Below are 20,619 nucleotides of genomic sequence, written 5' to 3' on the forward strand. Positions count from 1 at the left end.
GCCGGTCACATCACGCAGAGGCAAGGCGATTTTCCCATCGCCTTGCCTCTCAGATTCTGCCTGCTTGCATCTTGGACCGTCAGCGGCTGATATTCCCCCATGATTGCTAACATCGCCCCATGATCACCTGGCGTGACGACGCCGCCTTGCTGGCGGTGCGCCCCTTTGGCGAAACCTCGGTCATCATCGAGGTGTTCAGCGCCGCGCATGGCCGTCATGCAGGCGTCGTGCGCGGCGGGACCAGCCGCAAGGTCGCGCCGATGCTGCAACCGGGGGCGCAGTTGACGGTCACTTGGTCCGCGCGGCTCGACGATCATCTGGGGTCGTTCACGGTGGAACCTGTCCGGTCGCGCAATGCCGCAGCCATGGGGGACCGTCTGTCGCTGGCGGGGTTGAACGCCGTTTGCGCCTTGCTGGTGATGGTCCTGCCTGAACGCGAGGCGCACCCGCCGCTTTATCACCGCACCACGGGCCTGCTCGATCTGTTGGGCCAACCCGATGTCTGGCCTTTGGCTTACTTGCGCTGGGAACAGGCGCTGCTGGAGGAAATGGGGTTCGGCATGGACCTGACCGCCTGTGCGGCCAGCGGCGTCAATGAGGATCTGGCCTTTGTGTCGCCGAAATCCGGTCGCGCGGTCAGCCGCGATGCGGCGGGTGTCTGGGCCGACAGGTTGCTGCCTTTGCCGCCCGTGCTGGCGGGCAAAGGCGATGCGTCGGGGTCCGAGATTGCCAAGGCGCTGGGTACCACGGGGTTTTTCATCGAAAACCGCCTGATCAAGGGCTTGGGCGACCGCCCGATGCCTGCCGCCCGCGCGCGCCTGATCGACGCGATCCTGCGGCTTGATCGCTAGACCAGCTTTTTGTCGATCAGATAGCCTGCCGTCGCCACGACCGATTTGTTCACTTGCCGCAGTCCGCGCCCCAAGGTCGCCATCGCGCGGGCGTTGTCGTATCTGTCCTGCTGCCCTAGCGACGGCACGATCGTGCGGATCGCGGGGTCGAAACGCGCGAGAAAGCGCACGATGAAATCAGGCGCAACCCGTGTCACGATCCGGCGCGCGGGATAGGCGGCCTTGATCGCCTGTGCCATCTCGGTGAACCAGATGAAACGGTCGACGGCCATGATCCGCTGGCCATAGGTGTCGGGCTTGTCGATGACGGTCACATGCAATGCGGCCACATCCTGCACATCGACGGCGGCAAAACCGAAATTCGGCAGCATCGGGTCCTTGCGCCGCAGTAGCCGCGCGATGACGCCGACCGAACTCCCATAGCGCGCGTCAAGCGGCGCACCGACCACAAAGCCGGGGTTAATGACCGTCAGCCGCATGTCTGCGGCCTCCTGCACGACAAAATCCCACGCGGCCTTTTCGGCCAGTGTTTTGGATTTCGTATAGGCCGTGATGTCTGGGTCGGCGGGGTCGGTCCAGTTGGTTTCGTCGTACGCTGTCTCGCCCGGTGGCAAGGCCGATCCGCTGATCGCAGCGGTCGAGGACGTCAGCACCACGCGCGCGACACCCGCCGCCTGCGCTGCACGCAACGCGCGCAACGTGCCATCGACGGCGGGGCGGATCAGGTCGTCGGGGTTGTCAGGCGGGGTGATCGGAAAAGGGGACGCCGTATGGACCAGCACATCGACCCCTGCCAAGGCCTCTGACCAGCCGTCATCGCGGGTCAGATCGACCTGCACAAAAGCAAGCGCAACGTCGGTATCGCCGAAATGGGGCGCAAGGGCCGCGCGGATGGCATCGCCGCGTGCAAGGTCACGGACCGTCCCGCGCACATGATAGCCCGCTTGCAGCAACTGCAATGCGATGTGTTTGGCGATATAGCCAGAGGCACCCGTCAGCAGGACGATCTTGGGCATTGCGGGTTCCTTTGTTTCGGCGGGTCATTACCAAGGGCAGACCCGTCCGGCAAGCTATCCCAGCAAGCGCCGCGCGATCACCTGAGCCTGAATTTCTGCCGCCCCTTCAAAGATATTCAGGATGCGGGCATCGCACAGGATACGGCTGATCTTGTATTCCAACGCAAAGCCGTTACCGCCGTGGATTTGCAGCGCATTATCGGCACAGGCCCAAGCCACCCGCGCGCCCAAAAGCTTGGCCATGCCCGCTTCCAGATCGCAGCGGCGGTCGTTGTCTTTTTCATGGGCGCTGAAATAGGTCAGTTGCCGTGCGATGGTGATTTCCACCGCCATCATGGCCAGCTTGCCTGCAACGCGGGGGAAGTTGATCAGCGCCGCGCCGAATTGCTTGCGGTCCTGCGCATATTGCATGCCCACATCCAGCGCCGATTGCGCCACACCCACGGCGCGCGCGGCGGTCTGGATGCGGGCGGATTCAAAGGTCTGCATCAACTGCTTGAACCCCTTGCCCGTTTCACCGCCTAAAAGGTTGTCACCCTTGACCATGAACCCGTCGAAGGCGAGTTCGTATTCCTTCATTCCGCGATAACCCAGCACCTCGATCTCGCCACCGGTCATGCCTGGGTTAGGAAAGGGGTCTTCTTCGGTGCCGGGGGTCTTTTCGGCCAGAAACATCGACAACCCGCTGTAATCGGTGGTTGCCGGATCGGTGCGCGCCAGCAGGGTCATCACATGGGTGCGCGTGGCATGGGTGATCCATGTCTTGTTGCCGGTGATTTCCCAATCATCGCCCTTTTTGACCGCCCGGGTGCGCAAGGACCCAAGGTCGGACCCCGTATTGGGTTCGGTGAAAACGGCGGTCGGCAGGATTTCGGCTGAGGCAAGGCCGGGCAGCCAGTGCTGTTTCTGCGCGTCGGTGCCGCCGCAAAGGATCAGTTCAGCCGCGATTTCGGTGCGTGTGGCCAGTGACCCCACACCGATATAGCCGCGCGAGAGTTCTTCGGACACCACGCACATTGACGCTTTGGATAGGCCAAAACCGCCATATTCTTCGGGGATGGTCAGGCCGAACACGCCCATTTCCGCCATCTCGTCGATGATCGACAGCGGGATCAATTCGTCCTTCAGATGCCAGTCATGCGCATGGGGTTCCACCTTTTCGAGGCTGAAACGCCGGAACTGCGCGCGGATCATCTCCAGCTCTTCATCAAGGCCGGATGCGCCGACCGTCAGGTTTGCCGCCTGATCCTGCATCAGCTCTACCAGACGCATCCGCGCGGCCTGCGTGTTGCCTTGGTCGCAAAGCGTCATCACGGCGGGCACCATCATCGCGCGCATGTCGTCCTGCGACAGGCCGATATCTTGCGGGCGCATGATTTCACCCTGGCTCATCGGGATGCCGCCGTAGATCTGCCAAAGGTATTCGCCGAATGCGATCTGGTGGATCAGCTGTTCCACCTCGCCGAATTTGCCGTCCGCTTGCAAACGCTGCGCCCAGTCCTGCATTTGGTGCAAGGATTGCGCATAGGTCGCAAGCCACGCCAAGCCGTGTGCCGCCGTCTGATGCTGGTCAATCAGCGCGCCGGAAACGCGGCCATCGCGGCTGACTTTGGCGCGCACGATATCCTTGGCCAGCGCCAGCACCGTATCGACGGCAGGCAAGGCTGCGCCGGTCAGGTCCAGCAGATCGGCAAGGATCGGGCTTGAGGTCAGATGCAGGTCCTGTCCGTCATGGGGCATGGCGAGTCTCCGGTTTATGTGCAGGTGCAGAGATAGGCACTTTGCAGCCGCAGCGCAATATTAATTCGCAGACTGCGACACTAGTGAATGAAAATGTCGCTTCCGATTTTCTGATGCCAAGCGTCGCGGAACGGCATATGACGCAGCATGTCACATTTTTTCGCTGTCATCACGCCTGAATTGTTCATCTTCGCTTGTGTCGTCACGTTCCTTGGCGGGTTCGTGAAGGGCGCGGTCGGTTTCGCCATGCCGCTGATCATGGTGTCGGGGATGGGTATAGCCATCGCGCCCGAACTGATCATCGCGGGGATCGTCCTGCCGATCGTGGTCAGCAATATCCTGCAAGTCGCGCGCGCGGGTCTGGGACAAGCGCGCGAGGCGGTGTTGGAACACTGGCGCTATATCGCGGCAGTCTGCGTGATGATCCTTGTCTCGGCGCAATTCCTACGGCGCATCCCGACGGATACGCTGTTCATCGTGCTGGGCGTGCCTGTGGTGATCCTGTGCCTGATCCAGATCGCGGGCTGGCGTCCGGTCATCGCCGCGCGGATGCGGCGTCCGGTCGAATATTTCGCAGGGATCGTGTCGGGTGTCCTTGGCGGGCTGACCGGCACATGGGGGCCGCCTACAGTGCTGTATCTGCTGGCGCTTGGCACACCGCGTGACCGGCAGATGTCGGTGCAGGGCGTAATCTATGGTTTGGGGTCGGTGATGCTGTTTCTGGGCCATGTGCAATCGGGTGTCCTGAATGCACAGACATGGCCGTTTTCGGCGGCGCTGGTGGTGCCGGGGATGCTGGGTATGTGGGTCGGGTTCCGGCTGGGCGACCGTTTTGATGCCGACAGGTTCCGGCAGGTCACGCTCTGGGTGCTGGTGATCGCGGGGGTGAACCTGATCCGCCGCGGCGTGATGGGCTAGGACAGCAGATCGCTGTAACCGCAAGCCTCGGCCAGACCGGGCAGCGCCTCTGGCGGGACGACCTCGAAGTCGACAGAGAAAAGCTCCTGATCGGCGACGACCGCCGTGAACGTCCACGTGCCGGTGACGCGTTCGTAATCCTCGTCGAACTGATAGAATATGATGGACGGCTCTGTCCCACTGATCCACGATGGATAGCTTTGCTGCGTGATCCCGGCCGCGCCCATCGGCGGATGTGTCACGACCATCGTGACGCCGGCCAACCCGTCGGGGTCGAGCATTTGGGCCTTTACGCCAAAGCCGATCCCGATCACCGCAGGCACCTGTGTGATCTCGGCGATGAAGGGCGGGGTCTGATCTATGAGATGCGTGCTACCGGCGATCGTGTCCGGCGCAGGTGACGACCCAATCACCGGCGGCCCGCAGACGACGCCCGCGCGCAAAGAGGCAAGAGCCTCGGACTGCATGGCCTGCGCCAGGGCGAAAAGCGGGGGGGTCGTCAGCAGAACGAGGAGGGACAGGATGCGCATGGCGCAACCATAACGCGTCCTGCGCCAATGTCGAGATTGCGCGGGGCTGGAACAGGTTCTCCCGACGCCTGTCAGCCGATTGCCGCCGCCTTCACGTCGTCATCAATGAACGGCACGTATTTCGCGAAATTGTCGCTGAACATGCCGACAAGCTTGGCTGCCTGCGCGTCATAGGCGGCCTTGTCCGCCCATGTCGCGCGCGGGTCGAGCAGTTTGGGGTCCAGACCGTCCACTGCCACCGGCACTTCGAACCCGAAATGCGGGTCTTTGCGGAAGGTGCTTTCGATCAGCGTGCCGTCCAGCGCCGCTGCCAGCAGCGCGCGCGTCGCCTTGATCGGCATCCGGCTGCCGGTGCCATAGGCGCCGCCGGTCCAGCCGGTGTTCACCAGCCAGCAGGTGGCCCCATGGCTTGCGATCTTGGTGCGCAGCAGGTTGCCGTAAACCTCTGGCCTGCGCGGCATGAAGGGCGCGCCGAAACAGGTGCTGAAGGTCGGTTCCGGTTCGGTCACGCCGCGTTCGGTTCCCGCCACCTTGGACGTGAAGCCCGACAGGAAGTGGTACATCGCTTGCGCCGGTGTCAGCCGCGCGATGGGCGGCAGCACGCCGAAGGCATCGCAGGTCAGCATGATGATGTTCTTGGGGTGCCCGCCCAGTGCCGTTTCAGACGCGTTCGAGATGTAATTCAGCGGATAGGCGCAGCGCATATTCGCGGTCAGGCTGTCATCCTCGAAATCCAGCTCGAACGTCTCGGGGTCGAACACCATGTTCTCGATCACCGTATGCGGCATAAAGCATGTCGCATAGATGTCCGGTTCTGCCTCGGCGCTGAGGTTGATGGTCTTGGCATAGCAGCCGCCCTCAAAGTTGAAGGTGCCGCGATCCGACCAGCCATGTTCGTCATCCCCGATCAGCACGCGGCTGGGGTCGGCGGACAGCGTCGTCTTTCCGGTGCCCGACAGGCCAAAAAACACTGCCGTGTCGACAGGGTTGCCGGGTGCATGGTTGGCGCTGCAATGCATCGGCATGATGCCTTTTTCGGGCAAAAGGTAGTTCAGCAGGGTGAACACCGATTTCTTGTTCTCGCCCGCGTATTCGGTGCCCCCGATCAGGATCAGCTTGCGGTCCAAATTCAGCGCAATCACCGTATCGGTCCGGCAACCGTGGCGCGCGGGATCTGCCTTGAAGGTCGGGCAATTGATGATCGTGAATTCCGGGGTGAATCCTGCCAGTTCTGTTGCATCCGGACGGCGCAGCAGGTGCCGGATGAACAGCCCATGCCACGCAAGCTCGGTCACGACACGCACATCCAGCCGGTGTGCGGGGTCGGCACCGCCGAACAGGTCCTGCACGTGATAGGTCCCGCCCTGCATGTGGGCCAGCATGTCGGCATAAAGCAGGTCGAACTTCGCCGGGTCCATCGGGGCGTTGTTGTCCCACCAGATGCTGTCTTCGACGGACGGGGTGCGCACGACGAATTTGTCCTTGGGCGACCGGCCCGTATGCTTGCCTGTCGTCACAAGCAGGCTTCCGCCCTTGCCCGTGACGCCTTCGCCAGCCGCGATGGCCGCATCGTGCAATTCCGAGGCAGAGCTGTTGTAATACACAAAACCCAGCCCTGTGATGCCTTGATCTTCAAGCTTCATCGTGGGGTTGACCGTACCTTGGTCCATGGGTTCGTTCCTTTTCAAAAGGGCAATCTAGCCAAACATAGGTTTCCATATCATCAAGTTTTCATGCCTTGATAGAGGGAGGAACGGGCGTTAGCGCAACCAAATGCATGTTAGCGCAACCATTGCGACCCTACGTCCCTCGAAGCATCCGGCATGGCGGATCGGCGGTGCAAAATTGAACCGATTGCGGCGAATTTGTGGCGGAGGACTCTTTGGGGATTGATTCGCCTAGATAAAGGGCGGCAAATCATGTAGTTGTTAAGAGTCCACGTGAAATGAATAGAGGTAAGACACCCATGTCGAGAATCGCTCTGGTTGACGACGACCGCAATATCCTGACCTCTGTGGCGATGACGCTGGAAGCGGAAGGGTTCGAGGTCGAGACCTACAATGACGGTCAAGCGGCGTGGGACGCATTCAACAAACGCATGCCGGACATGGCAGTTCTGGATATCAAGATGCCCCGGATGGATGGCATGGACCTGTTGCAGCGGCTGCGGCAGAAAACCTCGATGCCAGTCATTTTCCTGACCTCCAAGGATGACGAGATCGACGAAGTTCTCGGCCTGCGGATGGGCGCGGACGATTACGTCAAAAAGCCGTTTTCACAGCGTTTGCTGGTGGAACGCATCCGGTCGCTGTTGCGGCGGCAGGATGCCATCGCCGGCGAAGAGATCGAGGAAACCGAAGAGACCAAGATCATGGTCCGCGGTGATCTGGTCATGGACCCGCTGCGCCACGCCGTGAAATGGAAAGGCCGCGACGTGTCGTTGACTGTGACAGAGTTTCTCTTGCTGCAGGCCTTGGCGCAGCGTCCGGGCTTTGTCAAAAGCCGCGATCAGTTGATGGATGTGGCCTATGACGATCAGGTCTATGTCGATGACCGCACGATCGACAGCCACATCAAGCGCCTGCGCAAAAAGATGCGTAACACCGATGACGAGTTTTCCGCGATCGAGACATTGTATGGAATTGGTTACCGTTACAACGAAGAATAGGGCATGAGTTCTGCCCCAAAGATCGACGTGCGCGACCTGCGGTCCGTGCGCAAGGCGGCGCTGTCGCCCGATCTTGTCTTGGGCGAAGACTGGGTCGACCCGGACACGGCACGCGACAGCGCCACTTATATCAACGCACCCAAACGCGGGATCATCGCTCTGCGAAAATCCCCGATCGCGCGCAAGATCGTTGTCTTCAACCTGATCGCCATGTTCATCATGATCGCAGGGGTGCTGTATCTCAACTCCGCGCGCGACAGTCTGGCGTTTCAACGCGCCAACGGTCTGGTCTACGAGGCCCAGCTGATTGCCGATGTGTTCGAAGCACAGATGCCGAGCGTTGCGCCCGTCAATCTTGTGACTGCAGATGGAATCAACCCCGCCGCGACCCTCGCGGGCCTGAACCTGCGCGGTGGTCTGGAGGTGTCGGTCTTCGCGCCCGACGCCACGCTTGTTGCACGCACGACCGGCCCCTTGACCGAAAACGAGATCGCGGAACTCAACGAACAGATCGGCCAGACGTTTCTGACCGATTTTCTGGGATCTGTGACAGGCGGTTTGTTTGGACTTTTCGAACGGGCAGAGGCAGAGCCCGGTCAGCAGGGGCTGGCCACCGTGTCGCCCGCCCTGGTCGCGGCGGCGATGCAGGGCGACACCCAACTGAATATCACCGAGGTCGGGGGCAACTCGATCTATGTCGTCTTTACGCCGATCATGCGCAACGATGAACCCATCGGCGTAATCGCAGCGGCCACCGCCGCTGGCGAAGTCGACGACCTTGTCCGGCGCGAACGCGAAGAGGTGCTGCGCCTGCTGTTCGTCGGTATCGCCGTCAGTATCGGGCTGAGCCTCGTGCTGGCGTCGACGATCGCGAACCCGCTTGCTGATCTTGCGACAGCCGCCGAAGCGAGCCACCAGAAGAACGCGCGCAAGATGTCGCCCGTCCGCGTGCGGATCCCCGACCTGACAGCGCGCCCCGACGAGATCGGCCGCTTGTCAGGGGCGTTGCGCGGCATGGTATCGGCGCTTTACGAACGGATCGAAAGCAACGAACAATTTGCCGCCGATGTCGCGCATGAAATCAAGAATCCGCTGGCATCCTTGCGGTCTGCTGTCGGCACGATGCGGATTGCCAAACGTGACGACCAGCGCGAACGCATGCTCGAGGTGATCGAACATGACGTCAAACGCCTCGACCGTCTGGTCAGCGACATTTCCAACGCGTCGCGGCTGGACAGTGAACTGGTCAAGGAGGACGAAGAGACCTTCGATCTGATCAACATGCTGCGGAACGTGAACGATTATCTTGGCAAGGATGCCGAAGCGCGCGGCATCGAATTCGTGGCGGACGTGCCCCGCACGCCGATCATGGTGCAAGGACTCGAAGGGCGGTTGGCGCAGGTCTTTGTCAACCTGATCAGCAACGCCATTTCGTTCTGCGAAAAGGGGGATGCGATCCGCGTCTGGACCCGTACCCGCGAAAACCGCGTGCTTGTCGTCGTGGAAGACACCGGGCCGGGCATCCCCGATGATGCGTTGCGCAAGATCTTCCAGCGCTTTTATTCGGAACGGCCAGCCGGGCAGTTCGGCAACAACTCGGGTCTTGGGCTGGCCATATCGAAACAGATCGTCGAGGCGCATGGCGGCGTGATCTGGGCTGAAAATATCCGCCCGACCGACGCCGATCCTACCTCCGAACCTGCTGGGGCAAGATTTGTCGTCGGTCTGCCACTGTAAGGGATCGCCATGACACAGCCCGAAACGCGCCACGGCACCTGTGTGGCATGGGGCGACGGGTCCGCATTGATCATCGGTGCCTCGGGCCGTGGCAAATCCGCCCTCGCGTTGCAGTTGATGGCGCTGGGCTGCACGCTGGTGGCTGATGACCGGGTGCTGCTGCGTCCGGTCAGCGATGGAGTGCTGGCGGAATGTCCGCCCTCCATTGTCGGAATGATCGAGGCGCGCGGCGCCGGTATCCTGAACGCGGCCTGCCAGGCGCGCGCGCAGGTCAGTCTTGTCGTCGATCTTGACCAGTCCGAGGACCAGCGCCTACCTGCGCTGATCAAGACACGGATCTGTGGCTGCGACATTCCCTTGATAAAACGCATCGACGGACCACATTTCGCCGCAATAATCGTTCAGATCCTCAGGGCAGGCTGGAGCAACCGATGACCGAAGATTCCCGGACAGTGCCGACCACGGTCCTTGTGACCGGGCCGTCCGGTGCAGGCCGGTCCACCGCGATCAACGCGCTGGAGGATTTGGGCTACGAGGTCATCGACAACCTGCCCCTTTCGCTTTTGCCGCGCCTGCTCGATGGCCCGCCGCCCAGCCGCCCGCTGGCGCTTGGCCTTGATGTGCGCAACCGCGATTTCGGAACGAACGCGCTGATCGCGACCATCGACCAGCTGGCCGCGCGCAGCGATCAGGTGATGCAGGTCCTCTATCTGGACGCCGCCGAGGAAGAGCTGGTCAAACGCTATTCCGAAACCCGCAGGCGGCATCCGCTGGCCCCGGCTGGGCCGCCGCTCGCAGGGATCGCCCGCGAACGCGACCTGCTGGTGCCCGTGCGCAGCCGCGCCGATGTGCTGATCGACACCACAGGCCTGTCGCCGCATGATCTGCGCGCCGAAATCGACCGCTGGTTCGCCACTGCCGAGGGGCGCAATCTGGGGGTCACGCTGCATTCGTTTTCCTACAAACGCGGGCTGCCGCGCGGCATGGATATCGTCATGGATTGCCGGTTCCTGCGCAACCCGCATTGGGATGCCGATCTGCGCGCGCGAGACGGGCGCGACCCCGATGTCGCGGCCTATGTCGCCGCCGATCCGCGATTCGAAGACTTCTTCGGTCGGGTGAAGGCGCTGATCGATCTGGTCCTGCCCGCCCACAAGGACGAAGGCAAAAGCCACCTTTCCATCGGCTTTGGCTGCACCGGAGGGCAACACCGTTCCGTCATGATCGTCGAACGCATGGCACAGGCCCTTGCGAAAGACGGGTGGCATGTGTCTAAACGGCATCGAGAGTTGGAAAGGCACGATACATTGGTCAGCAAGGAACGACAGGCTTGATCGGGATAGTCATCGTCGCGCATGGCGGTCTGGCGCAGGAATACCTGTCCGCCGTTGAACATGTCGTCGGGCGTCAGCCCGGCATGGTCAGTGTCGCTATCGGGCCAGAGGATGACCGCGCCCTCAAACAGGCCGAGATTTGCGACGCCGCCGATGCCGTCGATACCGGCGCGGGCGTGATCATCGTGACCGACATGTTCGGCGGATCACCGTCGAACCTGTCGCTGCGCGCCTGCAGTCCGGCCAATCGCAAGATCCTTTACGGGGCGAATCTGCCGATGCTGATCAAGCTCGCCAAATCGCGCAAACGGTCGGTGCCCGATGCCGCCGAGGCGGCGATTGCGGCGGCGCATAAATACATCAACAGCCACAACGGCGGCATGTCCGAATGACGACAGCAGTCCTGAAGATCGAGAATATCAAGGGCCTGCACGCCCGCGCCTCTGCCAAGCTGGTCGAGGTCGTCGAAGGTTTCGACGCTGAGGCTACCGTGCGCAAGGATGGCGAAACCGCCAGCGGCGACAGCATCATGGGTCTGTTGATGCTTGCCGCGTCCATCGGCACCTATATCGAGGTCGAAACCCGTGGGCCGGACGCGGAACCGCTGCTGGCGGCGATCACAGCACTTGTCGCGGACAAGTTCGGCGAAGGCGACTGACCGCCTAAAACCAGTCATCTTTCGAGCCCAAATATCCCCGCCGGAGGCATAGAATCTTTTCTGGAACCGCGCGGCTCAGCGCGTCGGCACCGGTGTCTCGCCGCGGTAATCATAGAACCCGCGCTGTGTCTTGCGGCCCAGCCAGCCTGCCTCGACATATTTCGTCAGCAAGGGGCAGGGGCGGTATTTGGTATCGGCCAGCCCGTCATGCAGCACGTTCATGATCGCGAGGCAGGTATCCAACCCGATGAAATCCGCCAGTTCCAGCGGCCCCATCGGATGGTTCGCCCCCAGTTTCAGCGATGTGTCGATGGACTGCACCGATCCCACGCCTTCATATAGGGTATAGATGGCCTCGTTGATCATCGGCATCAGGATGCGGTTGACGATGAAACCGGGGAAATCCTCTGATGCGGTGCTGGTCTTGCCCAGCTTTTCCACGACCTCCTGACAGGCGCGGAAGGTGGGTTCGTCGGTGGCGATCCCGCGGATCAATTCGACCAGTTGCATGATCGGCACGGGGTTCATGAAATGGAACCCCATGAATCGTTCGGGCCTGTCGGTGCGCGACGCCAGCCGCGTGATCGAGATCGACGAGGTGTTCGACGTCAGGATCGTGTGCGGTTTCAGATGCGGCACGAGATCCTCGAAAATCGCGGCCTTGATCGTTTCGCGTTCGGTCGCGGCCTCGATGATCAGGTCGCTGTCGCCCAGATCTGTCAGCGTCTGGGTGGACGCGATCCGGCGCATCGCCTGCGCCTTGGTATCGGCGGTGATGATGTCGCGCGTAACCTGCCGTTCAAGGTTGCGGTCGATCTGGGCAAGGGCGGCTGCCAGTGCATCGGCGCTGATATCCGTCAGCAACACGTCATAGCCCGCGACGGCAAACACATGAGCAATGCCGTTGCCCATCTGACCCGCGCCCACAATTCCCACACGTTCGATCGCCATGACTTTTCCTTTACAGGTTCCGCCGTACCATAGGCCGCTGCATGGGCAGGCTTCAAGCCGGACAGATGCAGCAAATTTGTCTGAAATCCGATCATTAGCGATTTGGCAAAACAATTGCGCGAATCTCCGGGTGAAATGACAGCACCGGGACCGATGATGCGGCAAGAATCGATTGATATGGGCGATCTGTCCTATGCGCCATGTCGTTATGGCAATTCGCGGATCCTGTTCCGGGGACCGCGCAAGCCGCTTGATCGACCCTATATCGCGTTCATCGGCGGCACTGAAACCTATGGTAAATTCATCGAAAAACCGTTTCCGTCGTTGGTTGAAACAGCCTTGCGGCAGATCTGCGTGAATTTCGGCTGCGTGAACGGCGGCATTGATGCCTTTGTCAACGACCCGACGATCATGGAAATATGTCACGCTGCCGATATGACGGTGGTGCAGGTGTTGGGGGCAAACAACCTGTCGAACCGGTTTTATTCCGTGCATCCGCGCCGCAACGACAGGTTTCTGCGCGCATCCACCGTCCTGCAAGCCATCTATCCAGAGGTGGATTTCACCGAATTTTCATTCACCCGTCACCTGCTCGGCCGCCTGTTCGAGATTTCGCCGGAAAGGTTCGACATCGTCGTGCATGAATTGCGCCAGGCCTGGCTTGCCCGGATGCAGAACATGCTGCGGCAGATCGGTCCGCACAGCATGTTGCTTTGGTTTTCCGATGAACCGCTGGACGATACCGACTGGGCTGCACGGCCGGGGCAGCTCCAGACCGATCCATTGTTCGTCACGGCCACAATGATCGATACATTGCGGCCCTTGGTCAGGACGGTGGTTGTGGCCAATCCGTCAGAGCTCGCTCTTGGACAGGGCACCATGGGCATGCACTACCCGCCATCGCAGAAATCCATCGCTGCGGAAATGCTGGGCGTGCGGTGCCATGCCGAAGCCGCTGCAAAATTGATTACCGCCTTGCGCGACGAGATGTTCAAGATCTGAACGGCAAAAGGGCCGGCATCGCTGCCGACCCTTTCTTGATCAGGCTTCCGCCGTATCAAAGCTTGCTGGTCAGTTCCGGCAGGGCGTCGAACAGATCAGCGACAAGGCCGTAATCGGCGACCTGAAAAATCGGGGCTTCCTCGTCCTTGTTGATGGCGACGATGATCTTGCTGTCCTTCATCCCGGCAAGGTGCTGGATCGCACCGGAAATGCCCACGGCGACATAAAGATTGGGCGCGACGACCTTGCCGGTCTGCCCGACCTGCCAGTCGTTCGGCGCATAGCCGCTGTCCACGGCGGCGCGCGACGCACCGACAGCCGCACCCAGCTTGTCCGCCAGTTTCTCGATCAGGGCGAAATCGGCCTGCGAACCCAGCCCGCGCCCGCCCGACACAACGACGCCCGCCGACGTCAGTTCCGGCCGGTCAGAGGCTGCGACCTTGTCCTCGACCCATTCGGACAGGCCGGTGCTGGCCGCCGTGCCGATTGTTTCGACGGGTGCCGCGTTGCCTGCCGCCACAGCTTCGAACCCGGCGGTGCGGATCGTCATCACCTTGACCTTGTCGGACGAGGTCACGGTCTGGATCGCGTTGCCCGCGTAGATCGGGCGCTCGAACGTCTCTGCATCGATCACGGTGACGACTTCGGAGATCATCATCACATCCAGCAAGGCGGCGACGCGGGGCAGCACGTTTTTTGCATCCGAAGTGCCTGCCGCAGCGATATGGGTGTAATCCGCGCCCATCCCGACGATCAGATCGGCGACAGGTTCAGCCAGCGTATGGCAAAACCCGTGATCGGGCGCGAACAGCACCTTGCTGACGCCGGTCAGGGTCGCTGCTTCTGCGGCGGCGGCATCGCCGCCCTGTCCTGCGACCAGCACGTGCACGTCACCCAGCGGGACAACCGCCGCAAGGGCCTTGGCCACGGCATCGGTCGCCAGCGCCCCATTGGTCACGTCTGCAAGTAAAAGAACAGCCATTACACAGCCCCCGCTTCTTTGAGTTTCGCAACCAGTTCGTCCACGGATTTCACGATGATACCCGCCTTGCGCGTGCCCGGTTCGACAGTTTTGACGACGTTGAGCCGCGGCGTGACATCGACGCCGTAATCGGCAGGCGTCTTTTCATCCAAGGGCTTTTTCTTGGCCTTCATGATGTTCGGCAACGACGCATAGCGCGGTTCGTTCAGGCGCAGATCGACGCTGATGATCGTCGGCATCTTGACCTTGATGGTCTGCAGGCCGCCGTCGACTTCGCGTGTCACGGTCGCATGATCGCCGTCGATGCTGACGTCCGATGCAAAGGTCGCCTGTGACCAGCCTAGCAGTGCGGACAGCATCTGCCCCGTCGCGTTCATGTCGTTGTCGATCGCCTGCTTGCCACAAAGCACCAGACCGGGGTTTTCTTCCTTGACGATCGCAGCAAGGATTTTTGCGACGGCCAAAGGCTCGATATCCTGATGCACGTCTTCACTGGCCACGACCAGAATGGCGCGGTCGGCCCCCATCGCAAGCGCGGTGCGCAGCGTTTCCTGCGCTTGCTTGACGCCGATGGACACGGCCACGACCTCTTCGACCTTGCCGGCTTCGCGCAGGCGGATCGCCTCTTCGACGGCGATTTCGTCGAAAGGGTTCATGGACATTTTGACATTGGCAAGATCGACACCGGAACCATCCGCCTTGACGCGGACCTTCACGTTATAGTCGATCACGCGCTTGACAGGTACGAGCACCTTCATCTGCGTTTCTCCCATAGAATTCTTCATGCGGTCTGATGCAGTAGTTAGCGGCTGCAGCCCGGTGGCGACAGTGCAAAATCGACGCGGCAGGTGTCAGGGACGCCACGTTCTTGACGCGAACGTCAAGTCAGGTGGGTTTGAACCCACCCTACGTCAGCGGTTCGCCCCCGGAATCCACAGCACATCGGCACGCCCGTCGTCATTGGCGATGCGCGACGCCTGAAAGAACCAGTCCGACAGCCGGTTGAGGTATTTCGCCGCCGCCGGATTGACCGCCTCGGCGCGTGCCAGTTCCACCGTCAGCCGTTCCGCGCGGCGTGACACTGTCCGGCAGAGATGCAGATGCGCCGCCAGCGCCGACCCGCCCGGCAACACGAAACTGCGCAGCGGTTCGACCTTGCCGGTCATCGCGTCGATCTGGCTTTCCAGCCGCGCGACCTGTGCATCGCTCATCCGCAGCACGGTATAGCCAGCCTCGCCATCCTTTTCCATGTCGGGGCGGCACAGGTCCGCGCCCAGATCGAACAGGTCGTTCTGGATCATCGCGAGATGGGTGTCCATTTCGCCGGTCGCATGCAGGCGCGCCATGCCGACAGTGGCGTTGGTTTCATCAACCGTGCCATAGGCATTCACCCGCAACGCGTATTTCGCCACGCGGTCGCCGTTGCCCAGCGCCGTTTCGCCTGCGTCGCCGGTTTTCGTATAGATCTTGTTCAGCACCACCATGTGGTCAGCCCCCTTGTCCGCGCAGATAAACGAATAGCACAATCAGGATCACCGCGACGAATTGCGCGCCGATCCGCCAGCGCATGATCTTGTTGGCGTTCTTGCGATAAAATTCGCCGCCTTTGCCGAAGGACCCGATTCCAAGGAGCAGGATGCCCAGCACCAGCAGCACCGCAACGGCGACCAGCCAGAAAAGAGGGTCGTTGGCCATGAGTGTCTTCCTTTGATCTTGTCAGCGCGACCTAGCGCCGCCTGACCTGTTGGCAAACCCCTATCCGCGCAACAGCACCGCATCAAGCAATCGCGTCGGCAGCATCCGCCGCATCAGCCCCGCCAGATAGGTGGGTCGCGTGACATAATAGCGCGGTTTCGGATTGGCCGCCGTTACCGCATGCAACAGCTTCGCGGTCACGGCGCTGGCGGGCAGCTCGAACCGATCTGGTCCGCTGTCAGTGTAAAGCCGCGACAGGAGCGTTTCATATTCACCGGACCGTGCGGATGCTTTCCAGTCGATCCAGCGTTCGAAATGCGGGATCGCATTCTTGCGGATGTCCGACGTGATCGGTCCGGGTTCGATCAGGATCACCTTGATCCCGGTGCCCGCCATTTCCAGCCGCAGCACATCGCTCAACCCTTCGAGCGCGAATTTGCTGGCGACATAGGCGCCACGCCACCGGATCGCGACCAGCCCGAGCACGGACGAACAATTCACGATCCGCCCGTGTCCCTGCGCGCGCATCACGGGGATGACCGCGCGGGTCAGCGCGTGCCAGCCGAAGAAGTTCGTCTCGAACAAGGCGCGCAATCCGTCGACGGGCAGGTCCTCGACCGCACCGGGCAGCGCATGGGCACCGTTGTTGAACAGCGCATCGAGCGTGCCGCCTGTCGCCGCCAGCACCTCGGCCAGACCTGCGGCGATGCTGGCCTCGTCGGTATAGTCGATGCGCGGGCTCTCGAAGCCGAGCCCCGCCAGCCGCGCGCAATCCTCGGCCTTGCGGCAGGACGCGAACACACGCCAGCCCGCAGCCCGCAAGCCCTGCGCCGCGTCAAGCCCGATACCCGAAGAGGCACCTGTGATCAGGATGGATTTCTGCACCATGGCGCAGCTTTGACGAATGCCGGACGAAAGGGCAAGCGGCCCCGCATCCCCATTTCCCCGCTTTACGGGTGAATCCTTGATCGCTACACGACAGAACATGAATGATGAGAACGAGACCGCCCCCGGCCCCAATGACGTGACCGAATCGCTGCGCAGCGCGATCGGCGACCGCTATCTGACCTATGCGCTGTCCACGATCATGCACCGCGCGCTGCCCGATGCGCGCGACGGGCTGAAACCGGTCCACCGCCGTATCCTTTATGCGATGTCGCGGCTGCGGTTGTCGCCGACTGGCGGTTTCCTGAAATCCGCCAAGATCAGCGGCGACACGATGGGCGATTTCCACCCCCACGGCGATGCCGCGATCTATGATGCGATGGCGCGTCTCGCGCAGGATTTCAACGTCCGCTATCCGCTGGTGGACGGGCAGGGGAACTTTGGCAATATCGACGGCGACAACCCCGCCGCCTCTCGTTACACCGAGGCGCGCATGACCGCCGCCGCCGAGGCGCTGCTCGAAGGTCTGTCCGAGGATGCCGTCGATTTTCGCGACAATTACGATGGCCGCCTGACCGAACCCAGCGTCCTGCCCGCCAGTTTCCCCAACCTCTTGGCCAACGGGTCCAGCGGCATCGCCGTCGGCATGGCCACGAATATCCCGCCGCATAACCTGCACGAACTGATTGACGCCTGCCTGCATCTGATCAAATCGCCCGGTGCAGCGGATGACAGCCTGCTGACCCATATCCTCGGCCCCGATTTCCCCACCGGCGGCGTGATCGTCGAGCCGCCCGAGAACATGGCCGAAGCGTATCGCACAGGGCGCGGGTCGTTCCGCTTGCGCGCCAAATGGGAGGTCGAGGATCTGGGCCGCGGCCAGTGGCAGATCGTCGTGACCGAGATCCCCTATCAGGTGCAGAAGTCGAAACTGATCGAGAAACTGGCCGAGGTGATCCAGACCAAGAAGGTGCCCCTGCTGGCTGACGTGCGCGACGAATCCGCCGAGGATGTGCGCGTCGTGCTGGAACCGCGTTCCAAAACCGTCGATCCCGAAATGCTGATGGGCATGCTGTTTCGCAATTCCGATCTCGAAATCCGGTTCAGCCTGAACATGAACGTGCTGATCGACGGGCTGACGCCCAAGGTCTGTTCGCTGAAAGAGGTGCTGCGCGCCTTTCTGGACCACCGCCGCGACGTGCTCCAGCGCCGCTCGCGTCACCGCCTGGGCAAGATCGACCACCGGCTTGAAGTGCTCGAAGGCTTCATCATCGCCTTCCTGCATCTGGACCGGGTGATCGACATCATCCGCTACGACGACGACCCCAAATCCGCCCTGATGGCCGAGGATTGGGCGCATCCGCACATCCGCGCGACATCCGAAAAGGATTATGTCGGGCCAAAAGCCACGGACCCCGAAATCGCCCTGACCGAAGTGCAGGCCGAGGCGATCCTGAACATGCGCCTGCGGTCGTTGCGACGTCTGGAAGAACTCGAACTGATCGCCGAACGCGACGCGCTTGCCGCCGAACGCAAGGCCATCGTCGCGCTTTTGGCTGACGAGGCGCTGCAATGGGCGCGCATCGCGGATGAATTGCGCGAAACCCGCAAACAATTCGGCCGCTCCAGCCCCGGTGGCGTGCGGCGCACGCAATTCGCGCTGGCCGCCGATGTGGCCGATGTCCCGATCGAGGCGATGATCGACCGCGAACCCATCACCGTCGTTTGTTCGCAAATGGGCTGGGTGCGCGCGATGACCGGCCATATCGACCTGACCCGCGACTTGAAATTCAAGGACGGCGACGCCGCCCGTTTCACCTTTCACGCCGAAACCACCGACAAATTGCTGGTCTTCGGTGCCAATGGGCGGTTCTACACGGTCTCTGCCGCCAACCTGCCGGGCGGGCGTGGCATGGGCGAGCCTCTGCGCCTGATGATCGACCTGCCGAACGAGGCGGAAATCATCGACATCCTGATCCACAAACCGGGTGAAAAGCTGCTGATAGCCTCTGCCGACGGCAACGGCTTTGTCGTACCCGAGACCGAGGTGGTGGCCCAGACCCGCGCAGGCAAACAGGTTCTCAACCTTGGCGACAGCACCGCGCGGCTGTGCAAGCGCATCACCGGCGATCATGTCGCCGTGGTGGGCGAAAACCGTAAAGTGCTGGTCTTTGGCATCGACGAGTTACCCGAAATGACTCGTGGCAAAGGCGTGCGCCTGCAAAAATACAAGGACGGCGGGCTGTCGGATGCCACGACATTCACGCTGGCGGACGGGCTGACATGGCTTGATCCCGCGGGGCGCACGCGTACGCAAACCGACCTCGAGGAATGGATCGGCAAACGCGCCACCGCCGGGCGGATGGCGCCACGCGGCTTCCCGCGGGACAACCGTTTCACCTGATCATCTTCCGAGTTCAAATATCCCCGCCGGAGGCCTGAAAGTCAAAAGCACGGCACAGGCCGCATTGCGCTTGATTTCCCGTCCGTTTCCCAATACATCGCCCGCGATGTTGAAACGGGTCGCGTCGGCCCCTCTGAAATTAAGGTCCTGAAGAATGGCAAAGGCAAAGTTTGAACGTAACAAGCCGCACGTGAACATCGGCACGATCGGGCATGTTGACCACGGCAAGACGACGCTGACGGCGGCGATCACGAAGTATTTCGGCGACTTCCGTGCCTACGACCAGATCGATGGCGCGCCCGAAGAAAAGGCCCGCGGCATCACGATCTCGACCGCGCATGTCGAATACGAATCCGAATCCCGTCACTATGCCCACGTCGACTGCCCCGGCCACGCGGACTATGTGAAGAACATGATCACCGGTGCCGCGCAGATGGACGGCGCGATCCTGGTGGTGAACGCCGCTGACGGCCCGATGCCGCAGACGCGCGAGCACATCCTGCTGGGCCGTCAGGTCGGCATTCCCTACATGGTCGTCTACATGAACAAGGTCGACCAGGTGGATGACGCCGAACTGCTCGAACTGGTCGAGATGGAAATCCGCGAACTGCTGTCCAAATACGACTATCCCGGCGACGATATTCCGATCATCCCCGGCTCGGCCCTGCATGCGATGAACGGCACCCGGCCAGACATCGGCGAGGAATCGATCCGCAAGCTGATCGCGGCTGTCGACGAATACATCCCGACACCGGCCCGCGCCGTCGACCTGCCGTTCCTGATGCCGATCGAGGACGTGTTCTCGATCTCCGGCCGTGGTACGGTCGTGACCGGTCGCGTGGAACGCGGTGTGGTCAACGTCGGCGACGAGATCGAGATCGTCGGGATCCGCGACACCAAGAAAACCATCTGCACGGGCGTGGAAATGTTCCGCAAACTGCTGGACAGCGGCCAGGCTGGCGACAACATCGGCGCGCTGCTGCGCGGTGTGGACCGTGAAGGTGTGGAGCGCGGCCAGGTGCTGTGCAAGCCCGGTTCGGTCAAACCACACACCAAGTTCGAAGCCGAGGCCTATATCCTGACCAAGGAAGAAGGCGGCCGTCACACGCCGTTCTTCGCGAACTACCGCCCGCAGTTCTACTTCCGCACGACGGACGTGACCGGCACGGTTGTGCTGCCTGAAGGCACCGAAATGGTGATGCCGGGCGACAACCTGAAGTTCGAAGTCGAGCTGATCGCACCGATCGC

General features: G+C 61.7%; 21 protein-coding genes. 11 read left to right on the forward strand and 10 right to left on the reverse strand.

Features of this window, described 5'->3' with window-relative positions; all coding sequences use genetic code 11:
- The first annotated feature begins 119 nt into the window (after nucleotides 1-119).
- The gene (recO, locus tag H147_RS0117200; protein ID WP_019956638.1) at nucleotides 120-851 is read left to right on the forward strand and encodes a DNA repair protein RecO; all 732 of its coding nucleotides are present in this window, start codon (nucleotides 120-122) and stop codon (nucleotides 849-851) included.
- Here the strand turns inward: recO and H147_RS0117205 are convergent.
- Both H147_RS0117205 and H147_RS0117210 read right to left on the reverse strand, forming a co-directional pair.
- Nucleotides 848-1,867, reverse strand: coding sequence for an NAD-dependent epimerase/dehydratase family protein (locus H147_RS0117205; RefSeq protein ID WP_019956639.1), 1,020 nt, complete (start codon nucleotides 1,865-1,867; stop codon nucleotides 848-850). The genes recO and H147_RS0117205 overlap by 4 nt on opposite strands.
- Before the next feature lie 54 nt (nucleotides 1,868-1,921).
- Nucleotides 1,922-3,607, reverse strand: coding sequence for an acyl-CoA dehydrogenase family protein (locus H147_RS0117210; RefSeq protein WP_019956640.1), 1,686 nt, complete (start codon nucleotides 3,605-3,607; stop codon nucleotides 1,922-1,924).
- Nucleotides 3,608-3,754: 147 nt separating this feature from the next.
- Between H147_RS0117210 and H147_RS0117215 the strand changes: the two genes are divergently transcribed.
- On the forward strand, nucleotides 3,755-4,525 hold the full coding sequence (locus H147_RS0117215) for a sulfite exporter TauE/SafE family protein (RefSeq protein WP_019956641.1): 771 nt from the start codon (nucleotides 3,755-3,757) through the stop codon (nucleotides 4,523-4,525).
- Here H147_RS0117215 and H147_RS0117220 read toward each other — a convergent pair.
- Nucleotides 4,522-5,055 (reverse strand): DUF3859 domain-containing protein, encoded by a 534-nt coding sequence (locus H147_RS0117220; RefSeq protein ID WP_019956642.1) that lies wholly within the window; start codon nucleotides 5,053-5,055, stop codon nucleotides 4,522-4,524. The genes H147_RS0117215 and H147_RS0117220 overlap by 4 nt on opposite strands.
- A gap of 71 nt (nucleotides 5,056-5,126) precedes the next feature.
- Entirely contained in the window at nucleotides 5,127-6,725 is a 1,599-nt protein-coding gene (locus H147_RS0117225; protein WP_019956643.1) for a phosphoenolpyruvate carboxykinase, read from the reverse strand.
- A gap of 296 nt (nucleotides 6,726-7,021) precedes the next feature.
- Here H147_RS0117225 and H147_RS0117230 point away from each other — a divergent pair, with 296 nt between their 5' ends.
- The 6 genes from H147_RS0117230 to H147_RS0117255 are packed head-to-tail and all read left to right on the forward strand — an operon-like array spanning nucleotide 7,022 to nucleotide 11,452.
- Entirely contained in the window at nucleotides 7,022-7,723 is a 702-nt protein-coding gene (locus H147_RS0117230) for a response regulator transcription factor (RefSeq protein WP_019956644.1), read from the forward strand.
- Between the two features lie 3 nt (nucleotides 7,724-7,726).
- Nucleotides 7,727-9,460: a sensor histidine kinase gene (locus H147_RS0117235; RefSeq protein WP_019956645.1), complete on the forward strand. Its 1,734-nt coding sequence runs from the start codon at nucleotides 7,727-7,729 to the stop codon at nucleotides 9,458-9,460.
- 9 nt (nucleotides 9,461-9,469) lie between these two features.
- Nucleotides 9,470-9,895, forward strand: a complete 426-nt coding sequence (locus H147_RS0117240; protein ID WP_019956646.1) for an HPr kinase/phosphorylase — start codon at nucleotides 9,470-9,472, stop codon at nucleotides 9,893-9,895.
- Nucleotides 9,892-10,794 (forward strand): RNase adapter RapZ, encoded by a 903-nt coding sequence (gene rapZ, locus H147_RS20030; RefSeq protein ID WP_019956647.1) that lies wholly within the window; start codon nucleotides 9,892-9,894, stop codon nucleotides 10,792-10,794. The genes H147_RS0117240 and rapZ overlap by 4 nt, the downstream gene beginning before the upstream one ends.
- Complete coding sequence (locus H147_RS0117250) at nucleotides 10,791-11,186, forward strand: PTS sugar transporter subunit IIA (RefSeq protein WP_019956648.1); 396 nt, start codon at nucleotides 10,791-10,793, stop codon at nucleotides 11,184-11,186. Before rapZ ends, H147_RS0117250 begins: the two co-directional genes overlap by 4 nt.
- The gene (locus tag H147_RS0117255) at nucleotides 11,183-11,452 is read left to right on the forward strand and encodes an HPr family phosphocarrier protein (protein ID WP_019956649.1); all 270 of its coding nucleotides are present in this window, start codon (nucleotides 11,183-11,185) and stop codon (nucleotides 11,450-11,452) included. The genes H147_RS0117250 and H147_RS0117255 overlap by 4 nt, the downstream gene beginning before the upstream one ends.
- A 75-nt stretch (nucleotides 11,453-11,527) precedes the next feature.
- On the opposite strand, the gene H147_RS0117260 is transcribed toward H147_RS0117255, so the two are convergent.
- The gene (locus H147_RS0117260; protein WP_019956650.1) at nucleotides 11,528-12,403 is read right to left on the reverse strand and encodes a 3-hydroxybutyryl-CoA dehydrogenase; all 876 of its coding nucleotides are present in this window, start codon (nucleotides 12,401-12,403) and stop codon (nucleotides 11,528-11,530) included.
- Nucleotides 12,404-12,556: 153 nt separating this feature from the next.
- On the opposite strand from H147_RS0117260, the gene H147_RS0117265 reads away from it, so the two are divergent.
- On the forward strand, nucleotides 12,557-13,405 hold the full coding sequence (locus tag H147_RS0117265; RefSeq protein WP_311135628.1) for a DUF6473 family protein: 849 nt from the start codon (nucleotides 12,557-12,559) through the stop codon (nucleotides 13,403-13,405).
- Between the two features lie 55 nt (nucleotides 13,406-13,460).
- Here the strand turns inward: H147_RS0117265 and H147_RS0117270 are convergent, their stop codons facing one another.
- The 5 genes from H147_RS0117270 to H147_RS0117290 form a co-directional block, all read right to left on the reverse strand.
- Entirely contained in the window at nucleotides 13,461-14,387 is a 927-nt protein-coding gene (locus tag H147_RS0117270; protein WP_019956652.1) for an FAD-binding protein, read from the reverse strand.
- The gene (locus H147_RS0117275; RefSeq protein WP_026352646.1) at nucleotides 14,387-15,145 is read right to left on the reverse strand and encodes an electron transfer flavoprotein subunit beta/FixA family protein; all 759 of its coding nucleotides are present in this window, start codon (nucleotides 15,143-15,145) and stop codon (nucleotides 14,387-14,389) included. Before H147_RS0117275 ends, H147_RS0117270 begins: the two co-directional genes overlap by 1 nt.
- Before the next feature lie 153 nt (nucleotides 15,146-15,298).
- Complete coding sequence (locus tag H147_RS0117280; protein WP_019956654.1) at nucleotides 15,299-15,871, reverse strand: cob(I)yrinic acid a,c-diamide adenosyltransferase; 573 nt, start codon at nucleotides 15,869-15,871, stop codon at nucleotides 15,299-15,301.
- Nucleotides 15,872-15,875: 4 nt separating this feature from the next.
- Nucleotides 15,876-16,082, reverse strand: coding sequence for a twin transmembrane helix small protein (locus tag H147_RS0117285; RefSeq protein WP_019956655.1), 207 nt, complete (start codon nucleotides 16,080-16,082; stop codon nucleotides 15,876-15,878).
- A 60-nt stretch (nucleotides 16,083-16,142) separates the two neighbouring features.
- Nucleotides 16,143-16,970 carry an SDR family NAD(P)-dependent oxidoreductase gene (locus H147_RS0117290; RefSeq protein ID WP_019956656.1) on the reverse strand — a complete coding sequence of 276 codons (828 nt, stop codon included), beginning with the start codon at nucleotides 16,968-16,970 and terminating at the stop codon, nucleotides 16,143-16,145.
- A gap of 97 nt (nucleotides 16,971-17,067) precedes the next feature.
- Here H147_RS0117290 and H147_RS0117295 point away from each other — a divergent pair, with 97 nt between their 5' ends.
- Together H147_RS0117295 and tuf are read left to right on the forward strand one after the other, a co-directional pair.
- Nucleotides 17,068-19,371 (forward strand): DNA topoisomerase IV subunit A, encoded by a 2,304-nt coding sequence (locus H147_RS0117295; RefSeq protein ID WP_019956657.1) that lies wholly within the window; start codon nucleotides 17,068-17,070, stop codon nucleotides 19,369-19,371.
- Between the two features lie 154 nt (nucleotides 19,372-19,525).
- Nucleotides 19,526-20,619: elongation factor Tu (gene tuf, locus H147_RS0117305; protein WP_026352648.1), on the forward strand; the 1,094-nt coding region annotated here is incomplete at its 3' end.

This window comes from Yoonia vestfoldensis DSM 16212 (assembly GCF_000382265.1).
GTDB lineage: Bacteria > Pseudomonadota > Alphaproteobacteria > Rhodobacterales > Rhodobacteraceae > Yoonia > Yoonia vestfoldensis.